This is a genomic window from Guyparkeria halopsychrophila, assembly GCF_044582135.1.
In the GTDB taxonomy this organism is placed as follows: domain Bacteria; phylum Pseudomonadota; class Gammaproteobacteria; order Halothiobacillales; family Halothiobacillaceae; genus Guyparkeria.
Genome location: NZ_JBDODP010000001.1, coordinates 202,482 through 211,720 on the forward strand (window position 1 = coordinate 202,482; position 9,239 = coordinate 211,720).

13 protein-coding genes are annotated in these 9,239 nt (G+C 65.6%); 10 read left to right on the forward strand and 3 right to left on the reverse strand.

Translation table 11 applies throughout. The annotated features are described in order from the left end of the window. Positions 1–2: 2 nt before the first annotated feature. Positions 3–971: a hydroxymethylbilane synthase gene (hemC, locus tag ABGV18_RS00925; protein WP_396584419.1), complete on the reverse strand. Its 969-nt coding sequence runs from the start codon at positions 969–971 to the stop codon at positions 3–5. Between the two features lie 218 nt (positions 972–1,189). Here hemC and ABGV18_RS00930 point away from each other — a divergent pair, with 218 nt between their 5' ends. The 7 genes from ABGV18_RS00930 to ABGV18_RS00960 all read left to right on the forward strand — a co-directional run bounded on the left by ABGV18_RS00930 (position 1,190) and on the right by ABGV18_RS00960 (position 6,091). Further along, positions 1,190–1,801, forward strand: coding sequence for a thioredoxin family protein (locus tag ABGV18_RS00930; RefSeq protein ID WP_396584420.1), 612 nt, complete (start codon positions 1,190–1,192; stop codon positions 1,799–1,801). A 151-nt stretch (positions 1,802–1,952) separates the two neighbouring features. Beyond that, positions 1,953–2,183 (forward strand): hypothetical protein, encoded by a 231-nt coding sequence (locus ABGV18_RS00935; RefSeq protein WP_396584421.1) that lies wholly within the window; start codon positions 1,953–1,955, stop codon positions 2,181–2,183. Between the two features lie 135 nt (positions 2,184–2,318). Further along, positions 2,319–3,176 carry an HvfB family MNIO-type RiPP peptide maturase gene (locus ABGV18_RS00940; RefSeq protein WP_396584422.1) on the forward strand — a complete coding sequence of 286 codons (858 nt, stop codon included), beginning with the start codon at positions 2,319–2,321 and terminating at the stop codon, positions 3,174–3,176. 1 nt (position 3,177) lies between these two features. Then, entirely contained in the window at positions 3,178–3,951 is a 774-nt protein-coding gene (locus tag ABGV18_RS00945) for an HvfC family RiPP maturation protein (protein ID WP_396584423.1), read from the forward strand. Between the two features lie 42 nt (positions 3,952–3,993). Next, positions 3,994–4,665, forward strand: coding sequence for a RadC family protein (radC, locus tag ABGV18_RS00950; RefSeq protein WP_396584424.1), 672 nt, complete (start codon positions 3,994–3,996; stop codon positions 4,663–4,665). Between the two features lie 301 nt (positions 4,666–4,966). After that, a complete protein-coding gene (locus ABGV18_RS00955; RefSeq protein WP_396584425.1) occupies positions 4,967–5,335 on the forward strand; it encodes an antitoxin Xre/MbcA/ParS toxin-binding domain-containing protein in 369 nt (122 codons plus the stop codon). Positions 5,336–5,338: 3 nt separating this feature from the next. Next, entirely contained in the window at positions 5,339–6,091 is a 753-nt protein-coding gene (locus ABGV18_RS00960; protein WP_396584426.1) for an RES family NAD+ phosphorylase, read from the forward strand. 240 nt (positions 6,092–6,331) lie between these two features. Here ABGV18_RS00960 and ABGV18_RS00965 read toward each other — a convergent pair whose 3' ends face one another. Both ABGV18_RS00965 and pdxH read right to left on the reverse strand, forming a co-directional pair. After that, complete coding sequence (locus ABGV18_RS00965; protein WP_396584427.1) at positions 6,332–7,054, reverse strand: uracil-DNA glycosylase; 723 nt, start codon at positions 7,052–7,054, stop codon at positions 6,332–6,334. Continuing rightward, positions 7,051–7,698 (reverse strand): pyridoxamine 5'-phosphate oxidase, encoded by a 648-nt coding sequence (gene pdxH / locus ABGV18_RS00970; protein WP_396584428.1) that lies wholly within the window; start codon positions 7,696–7,698, stop codon positions 7,051–7,053. Before pdxH ends, ABGV18_RS00965 begins: the two co-directional genes overlap by 4 nt. A gap of 158 nt (positions 7,699–7,856) precedes the next feature. Between pdxH and ABGV18_RS00975 the strand changes: the two genes are divergently transcribed. The 3 genes from ABGV18_RS00975 to ABGV18_RS00985 form a co-directional block, all read left to right on the forward strand. Beyond that, positions 7,857–8,486: an alpha/beta fold hydrolase gene (locus ABGV18_RS00975; protein ID WP_396584429.1), complete on the forward strand. Its 630-nt coding sequence runs from the start codon at positions 7,857–7,859 to the stop codon at positions 8,484–8,486. A gap of 84 nt (positions 8,487–8,570) precedes the next feature. Beyond that, complete coding sequence (locus ABGV18_RS00980) at positions 8,571–8,981, forward strand: hypothetical protein (protein ID WP_396584430.1); 411 nt, start codon at positions 8,571–8,573, stop codon at positions 8,979–8,981. A 33-nt stretch (positions 8,982–9,014) separates the two neighbouring features. Next, positions 9,015–9,239, forward strand: a 225-nt coding sequence (locus ABGV18_RS00985; RefSeq protein ID WP_396584431.1) for a hypothetical protein, incomplete at its 3' end; no start/stop codon positions are given.

The following is a 9,239-nucleotide window of genomic DNA, read 5'->3' on the forward strand; positions in this document are numbered from 1 at the left end:
AATCAGCCCTGACCGGGCGCCTCGGTCTCGATGCCCACCTCGGCGAGGATCTTGTCGGCGCCGTTGCGCAGCACCCGCTCGGCCAGCTCGATGCCCAGCGCCTCGGCCTGATCACGCGGCCCGCGAATCTCGTCACGCAGGGTCGCCGTGCCATCCGGGCGGCCGACCATTCCACGCAGCCAGAGTTGATCGTCCTCGACCAGCAGGGCATGCCCGCCGATCGGCACCTGGCAGCCGCCGTTGAGACGGGTGTTGAAGGCCCGCTCGGCAGTCACGCGGGTGGTGGTGTCGCGATCGACCAGCGGATCGATCAACGCGTGCACCGCGGCATCGTCGCTGCGCGCCTCGATGCCGAGGGCCCCCTGGCCCATGGCGGGCAGGGATTCCTCGGCCGACAACTGGTGGGTGATGCGATCAGCCAGTTCGGCGCGCTTGAGGCCCGAGGCGGCCAGGATGATGGCGTCGTACTCGCCGTCGTCGAGCTTGCGCAGGCGGGTGTGGATATTGCCACGCAGGGTCTTGACCTCGAGATCCGGGAAGCGCTCGCGCACCTGCGTCTCGCGGCGCAGGCTGGAGGTGCCCACCACGGCGCCTGCCGGCATTTGGTCGAGGTTGCCGTAGCTGTTGGAGACGAAGGCATCGTGCGGGTCATCACCCTCGAGGATGGCGATCAGCTCCAAACCATCCGGAAACTGCATCGGCACGTCCTTCATCGAGTGCACCGCGATGTCGGCCCGATCCTCTAGCATCGCGACCTCAAGTTCCTTGACGAACAGCGCCTTGCCGCCGATCTTCGACAGCGGGCTGTCGAGCAGCTGATCGCCCCGGGTGGTCATCTTGACCAGCTCGACCTCGAGGCCCGGAGTGCGCTTTTTCAGCTCCGCGGCGACGAACTCCGCCTGCCACAGCGCCAACAGGCTGGCTCGGGTGGCGATCCGCAGTACGCGGCCCTCGGAAAATGCCTTGCTCATCTGTCATCCTCATTCTGGCAACCGGACGGCCCAAGCCCCGGGCCGGACCGTCGCGAAACAGTCATCATGGTAACCCGGATGCCGCATCGGGACACGAGGCGCGGGCCTTCCCCGAGGAACCCGGCGACCCCGACATAGTCCAAACCGAATACAATCCGGCCACCGCACTGGCCAGACTCCGGGCCAGCCCGGCAGCCACCCCATTCGGGAGAGAAACCTTGCCTGCAATCACCCCACTCCGTCTGCGTCATCGATTGACCCTCGCCGCACTGGCACCCCTGGCCAGCCTGCTGTTGATGGGCATGGCAACCCCGCCCGGGCAGGCCGAGGAACCGGTCGCCAGCAGTGCGCGCGATGACGTGCCCCTGATGAGCGATCTGGAGAACGTTCGGGCGGACCTCGACCATATGCAAGAACAGCAGATCCCCATGCTGATGTTCTTCCATGCCACCTATTGCTCCTATTGCCGGACGGTCGACGAGGAGTTTCTGCAGACCATGGCCGCCGACCCCGACTACGAGGGTCGACTGATCATCCGTCGGGTGGAAATCGACTCCGCCGAGCCGGAGATCGAATGGCAGGGCACGTCGTACACGCCGGTCGAGTTCGCCCGGCTGCAGGGCGTGCAACTGGTGCCGGAGGTAATCTACTTCGCCCCCGACGGCCGCCAGGTGGTCGACGAACTCAAGGGCGTGACCGTGCCGGACTTCTACCCGCAGTACCTCGACCAGCGCCTGCGCGCCGCCGAGCGCTGCATCCAGGAGCCGACGCTCGACGTCTGCACCGACGGGATCGATCAGCCACGGCGCGACCTGACGCGCACGAACTGACCAACTAGCTGACTGGGCTAACAAATCCCAGCAGTTAACTCTGGTATTGCCGACTACCCTTGGGCATCATCAGGAAACCGGCAGCCTCGATGGCTGTCGAAACTCAACGCGGCTCACCCGCGTGAATCCCCTAACGAGAGGTTCTGACGAGATGAAAGCGCAATCGAAGAAGCACCTGCTGATCGGCTCGACCGCCCTGGCCACCGCCATCGCCGGTTCCTCGGCCATGGCAGCGGGCAACGGCAACCCGTTCGCCTCCGAGTCCACCCATGCGGGGACCTTCCAGACGGCCGAAATGGCCTGCGGTGCCGGCCAGTGTGGCAGCAGCATGGACGAGGAGAAGGCCGACGACGACAAGGACGGCGACAAGGACAAGTCCTGAACCGCACCCTGACGGCACCGATCCACTAGGGTCGGCGCCCCGCGTGAAGGCCGCCGGCAGCTTGCCGTCGGCCCACAAACACCCCCGGCCGGCGGCCCCACGCCGTCGGCCATTCAGCGCTCCGGGAGGCCTGCCATGAGCCCCCATTCCGCCAGCCCCAGCGTCAGGCAACACGTCCCCGTCGGTATCGGCCTGCGCCGTGGCCCGCTCATGCGCGAGATCGAGGAGCAACGCCCCGACGTCGATTTTCTCGAGGTCGCGCCCGAAAACTGGCTGCGCTTCGGCGGGCCGGTCAAGGAACGCTTCAAGGCCCTGCTCGAGGGCTACCCGCTCTACACGCACGGCCTGTCGCTCTCGATCGGCGGCCCGGCGCCGCTGGATCTAGATTTCGTCGATGACGTTGGCGCGTTCCTCGACGAGTACCAGCCGGCGCTCTACAGCGAGCACCTGTCGTTCTGCTCCGACAACGCGCACCTCTACGACCTGATGCCGATCCCCTTCACCGAAGGGGCGATCGAACACGTCGTTGCGCGCATCGACACCGTGCAGCAACGCCTCGGCCGCCGGCTGGTACTGGAGAACGTCTCCTACTACTCGCCGGTGGCATCCACCATGGACGAGCAGACGTTCATCCTCGAGATCCTCGAGCGCTCGGGCTGCGACCTGCTGCTCGACGTGAACAACGTGTTCGTCAACAGCGTCAACCACGGTTACGACCCGACCGCCTTCATCGACGCCATGCCGGCCGAACGCGTGCGCTACCTGCACGTCGCCGGGCACCACCAGGTCGAGCCGGACCTGATTATCGACAGCCACGGCGCGCCGGTCAGCGCCCCGGTCTGGGATCTGCTCGAGCACACCTACCGCCACGTCGGCCCGGTGCCGACACTGCTGGAGCGCGACTTCGACATCCCGCCACTCGACGAGCTGATGGACGAGGTCGCCCAGATCCGCCGCGCCGGCGAGCGGGCGCTGGGCAGCCGGGCCGCCTGAGATGGCCGGCAATCCAAACCAGGACTTCCGCGCCACCCAAGAGGCCTTCACCCGCTACGTGCGCGACCCAGAGGCCAACCCGCCACCGCCGGGCAGCAAGCCCGAGCGGATGGCCTGGTACGCGAAGCTGTTCTTCAACAACATCGACGGCACGCTGGAAAACGCCTTCCCGGCGCTGCGCGCCAGCCTCGACGCTGACGCCTGGCAGGCACTGACCCGGCCGTTCTTCCGCGACCACCCGGCCCACTCGCCGATCCTGCGCGACCTGCCGGCCGAATTCCTCGCTTTCCTGCAAGAGAACCCCACGCTGGCCGACTGGCAGCGCGAGCTGGCCGCCTACGAGCTGGCGCGCTTCGATCTGATGGCCGAGGACGCCGACCCGGCGCCCGACGATCTCGACCCAGACGGCGACCTACTTGCCGGCCAGCCGGTGGTCTCCTCGCTGGCCCGCCTGATGGTGACCGCCTACCCGGTCGACCGCATCGCGGCGGCACTGGAGGCCGCCGCGACACCCGAGATCCCGCCGGCCGGCATGCATCACCTGCTGTTGCACCGCGATGCCAACGGCGCGCCGTTCGCCCTTGCCCTCACGCCCGGCAGCGCGCAGCTGTTCCTGGCACTGGCCGAGGCCGACGGCCAGACCGGCCACGCGACCATCGCCCAACTGGCCGAAGGCTTCGGCCGCCCGGTCGACGAGCTGCTCGGCTTTGCCGACGAGCAATTGGCCGAATGGCGCGCACAGGGCATCCTGCTGGGGGCTCGTCCACCGGAGTAATCCACAACCTAACTGTCATGACGATTCCAGGGAGGGAATTACATGCCCATCACCGACTGGCCGACCACCGAGCGGCCCCGTGAACGCCTGCTGGCCCGAGGGCCGGCGAGCCTCTCCGATGCCGAACTGCTGGCGATCTTCCTGCGCACCGGCGTCGCCGGTCGCTCCGCGGTCGATCTGGCGCGCGACCTCTTGTCGCACTTCGGCTCAATCAGCGCATTGCTCAGCGCCTCGCGGCAGGATTTCGGCCGCGCCCGCGGACTGGGGGACGCCAAGTTCTGCCAATTGCAGGCCGTGCTGGAACTCGCCCGGCGGCACTTCGCCGAGGAACTGCGCGTCGGGCCGGACATCGGCAGTCCGCAGGCGGTCTTTCGCTTCCTGCAGGCCGAGCTCGACGGCGAGACGCAGGAGGTCTTCGGCGCGCTGTATCTCGACAACCGCCACCGCGTGCTCGGCTTCGAGCGGCTGTTCTTTGGCACCATCGACCAGGCTGCCGTCCACCCGCGCGAGGTGGTGCGCGCCGTGATGCGCCACAACGCCGCGGCGGTGATCCTTGCCCACAACCATCCCTCCGGCGTCGCCGAACCCAGTGCCGCCGACCGGCGCATCACCGAACGGCTGCGCGATGCCCTGAATCTCATCGACGTGCGCCTGCTCGATCACGTGGTGGTAGGACGACCCTGCATCTCGATGGCCGAGCGGGGATTGCTGTAGGAGCGGCTTGAGCCGCGAAATACCGAGGCGGCACCCGATCCCATCGCGCCTGAAGGCGCTCCCACGACACCCCATTGTGGGAGCGAGCCTAGCTCGCGAAGGCCGCCCTAGCGGCCGCCCCGATCCGGACGTTGCACACTACCCAACCTGGAACTCGCGCGTCTCGCGCGATTCGCGACCAGGGGTCGCTCCCACAAGGGGCTTCGCTTGAACGCCGCGCGCCTGCAACACGCCATGCGCTGTTGTTGCATATGCACACTTTTGGACCTATCGTTGAGATACGCAACACAGGAGTCGTGACATGACCCTCGCCGTCGCCCCCAACAACGCCTCGAAAGACAAGGCCATGGTCCTGGCCAAGGCCCTGTTCAACGCCGGGCGCGGGCTCGGCCTGAGCCAGGCCCTGATCGGCCGGATTGTCGGCAAGAACCGCTCGACCATCACTCGCTCGGGCGTGGACCCGGAAAGCCAGAACGGCCAGCTGGCACTGCTGCTCGTCCGCTGCTACCGAAGCCTGTATGCGCTGATGGACGGCAACGAGGAGCAGATGAAGCACTGGATGCACACGCCCAACCGGCACACCGGCGGCATCCCGGCGGAGCAGATGCTCTCCGTGGCCGGGCTGGTGCATGTCTGCGACTACCTGGACGCGATACGCGGCAAGGTCTGAGGCGTGCCGGACCTGTGGCAGGAGTGCGAACTCGCCGAGCGAATCGAGCCGATCGGCGGCGTGCTGACTCGCATCGTCGAGAGCCAGGAGCAAGTGGCGACGACCGGGCTGGTCGACACCCTCGAGGAGCAGAGCGTGCTCGAGGAAATGCTCGATGCGACCAAGCCCCCGCCACGCCCCGGCAGCGAGGGTCTGCACTACCTGCTGCTCACGCCCTTCCGCTATCCACCGCTGAGACACGGGTCGCGCTTCGGCGGCCGATTCGAGCCGTCCCTGCTCTACGGATCGCTGGCCACCGACACCGCGCTGGCGGAAGCCGCCTACTATCGGCTGGTGTTCTGGTCCGGCATGCAGACGCCGCCCTCGTCCGCGCTTCGCAGCCGTCACACCCTGTTTCGCGCAAGGTACGGCACGGATAGCGGGCTGCGGCTGCACCGCCCACCTTGCGATCGCAAACGGCCCGTGCTGACCGATCCGGCCGACTACACCTCCACCCAGCAACTCGGCCGAGCCATGCGCGAGGCCGGGATACTGGGCTTCGAATTCCCCTCCGCCCGCGATCCACGCGGCGACATCAATGTCGGCCTGTTCGAACCGCCGGCCCTGACCTCACGATCGCCGACCGAATCGGAAGGGTGGCTATGCGAGGTGACCGGCGAACTTGTCACCTTCCTCCATCTGACCGGCGGACGCATCGAACGCTTTCCCGCCGACACCTTCCGCGTCGACGGGCAACTGCCGCAGCCGGCCGTCTGAACGAACGACACCACCTCGACGAGTTAGCTTCCGCCCCAGGCCGGTATCCACTCCGCCGGCGCGATAGCGGACGAGGCCCGTTCACACCAGAGCCCCACTGTGGGAGCGGACCCCGCCCGCGAAGGCCGCAGCAGCGGCCGCCCGACTCTAACCCCGGCACCACACCGAGATCGGGACTCGCGCGTGCCGCGCGATTCGCGACCGAGGGTCGCTCCCACAGTGGGGCCACTTTGGCCTGGGTCAGTTGGCGCGCGACTCCGAGCGAGACTCGACCCCGGTCCGCCAGTCGATCGGCGCCAGGTTGTGGGCTTCGAGGAAGGCATTGATGCGCGAGAAGGGCTTGGAGCCGAAAAAGCCGCGGTAGGCGGACAGCGGCGAGGGGTGGGGGCTCTTGATGACGAGATGCTCGGGGCGATGCACGTGCGCGGCCTTTTTCTGTGCCTGCGCGCCCCAGAAGACGAACACGATCGGGCGCGGCTGCTCGGCGAGCACGCGGATGGCCCGGTCGGTCAGCGCCTCCCAGCCCATGCCCTGGTGCGAGGCCGGCTGGCCCGAGGCGACGGTCAGCACGGCATTCAGCAGCAGCACGCCCTGGTCGGCCCAGTGGGTGAGATCGCCGTTGCTGTTCTGGATGCCGAGATCCGCGGCCAGTTCCTTGAAGATATTGCCCAACGACTTCGGGATCGGCCGCACGTCCGGGCGCACGGAAAAGCACAGCCCGTTGGCATGACCCGGCGTGGGATAGGGGTCCTGCCCGAGAATGACCACGCGCACGTCGTCGAGCGGGGTGTGGTTGAAGGCGCGGAACCACTCATCCGGTTTCGGGTGGATGACGGTGCCGTTCTTGCCCTGCTCGACCAGTCGCTCACGCAGCTGCTGCATGGGCGTATCGAGCAGTACCGGGGCGAGCGCCTCGCGCCAGGCGGGTTCCATCTGGACGCGTTGAAGTGCGGCATCCGTCATGGCATCAGCCGGTCGATCTTCCAGCCGTCGCCGTCACGCACATAGGCGAAGCGATCGTGCAACCGCGAAGCACGGCCCTGCCAGAACTCCCACTCGCGCGGCACCACGCGGTAGCCGCCCCAGGCGGGATTACGCGGCACCTCGCCTTCCGGGTAGCGCTCGGCCATCTCCTCGAAGCGCGCCACCAGTGCCTCGCGGGATTCGATCGCCGCGCTCTGGGTGGAGGTGATCGCCGCCAGCCGCGAACCGCGCGGGCGTTGGCGGAAGTAGGCCTCGTTTTCCTCGTCCGATAGTCGCTCGACCAAGCCTGCCACGCGTACCTGCCGGTCGATTTCCGGCCAGAAGAAGGTGATCGCGGCACGCGGGTTGGCGTCGAGTTCCCGGCCTTTGCGGCTGCGGGTATCGGTGTAGAAGCACAGGCCACGGGCATCGAAGTGCTTCAAGAGCACGTAGCGCGCCGACGGCCAGCCATCGGCGTCGACGGTGGAGACGCACATCGCGGTGGGGTCGAAGTTGTCCGCCTCGCGCGCGGCGATCAGCCAGCCGGCCAGCTGCTCGACCGGATCGGTGGCCAGGTCGCGGCGATGCAGTTCGCCGTGGAGGTAGTCGCGCCGGTCGGCACGGTGGTCGAATTCGCCCGCCATGGGTGCTCCTGATTCAAGGGGTTTGCCGTGCGAGACTATAGGGAACCTCTGCACGGTTCGCCAACGGCTCTGCGGGTCGTCAAGGCCTGCAAATACAAGGCGAGGCGCAGAGAGGTGCCCTTTGGCAAGCCACCCGTTTCCAGAAAGGACCACGGACGATGACCCGACCGCTGCACCTGATCCTCTTTCACGGCCTTGGCGCCGACGGCGACGACCTCGCCCCGATCAGCGACCTGATCACCGAGCGCGTGGCGCTGACCGACCACCACTGGGCCGTGCACCGCCCCGATGCGCCGGTCGCGCCGGTCTCGCTCAACGGCGGCATGCCCATGCCCAGCTGGTTCGACCTGATCGCCGACAATGGCAGCATCGACGTCGACCGCGACAGCCTCGCCGGCATCACCGCCGACCTGCAGCAACAGATACAGGACGAGGTCGGCGACGACCCCTACATCCTCGGCGGCTTCTCGCAGGGCGGCGTGCTCGCCACCCGGCTGGCCCTGACCCTGCCGCGCCCGCCGCTGGCCGCGATCCTGCTCTCCACCTGGCTGCCCGCCCCCGAGCAGATCGCCAAACCCACCGACGGCCGCGACCCGGCGGTGTTCATCGGTCACGGCGAGCACGACCCCCTGATCCCGGTGCGCGCCGCCGGCAAGCTGAATGCGTTTCTGACCGACTGTGGACTTACGAATGTCACAGAGAGGCACTATCCGGTCGAGCATGGCATCTCGGCGGAAGAATTGGACGACATTACGGCCTGGTTAGGCGACAAGACCCAAACAAATTGATGACTTGAAAATTTCAAAAACATGCTGACTGCCCGGCACTTTAACAGCAGGGCAAGGCAAACTGGCCAATAGCAAGGACGAACAGTGGACACCGAACCAAGCACCTCACTTTTATCCATCCCCTTCGACTTCTGGTCCGCCACCATAGCGGCACTCTTTGGCCTGATCTCCGGAACTATCGCCTCATTAATAGCGCCGTGGGTTCACTACTTTATCGAAAGACGAAAGAAATCATCCGAATATAAGGCTGAGTTAATTAAAGAAACACGAAAAGTTATCGACAGATCACAAACAATGTCCGAGGTAAAAAAGTCTTCACTTTGGGGGTTTATTGAGGAAAACCTAACGGAAGAAGAAAAAGCTAAAGCCATGCCCGTAAGAACCCTAGTGGTTCAAAGAGATGATGGAGCGCAAATCAGCCAAGAGGACATAAAAAAACAAGCCGTGAGCCGGATGCTAGCTAGGCTAGAAAAAGACTGGGGCTTAACAAAATAAGCACCACTCAGCGGAACTGAAGAGCATTCTACGTTGGACAAAGAGACAGCCACAGAAGATCCAAACAATCATGTAAAAGAGGTGTATGCCCGGTTCGGCTTGGCTTTCTACTGGGGGCAGGTCTTAGAACATGGAATAGTAAACGCCCTAGTGGTCCTTGATCTTATTCCAAAGTTCGAGCCAAGTTATGAGCCAAATCATGAATGGCGGAAGTCAGTGGATGATTTCATGGATGGGAAACTCTCAAAGACTTTAGGG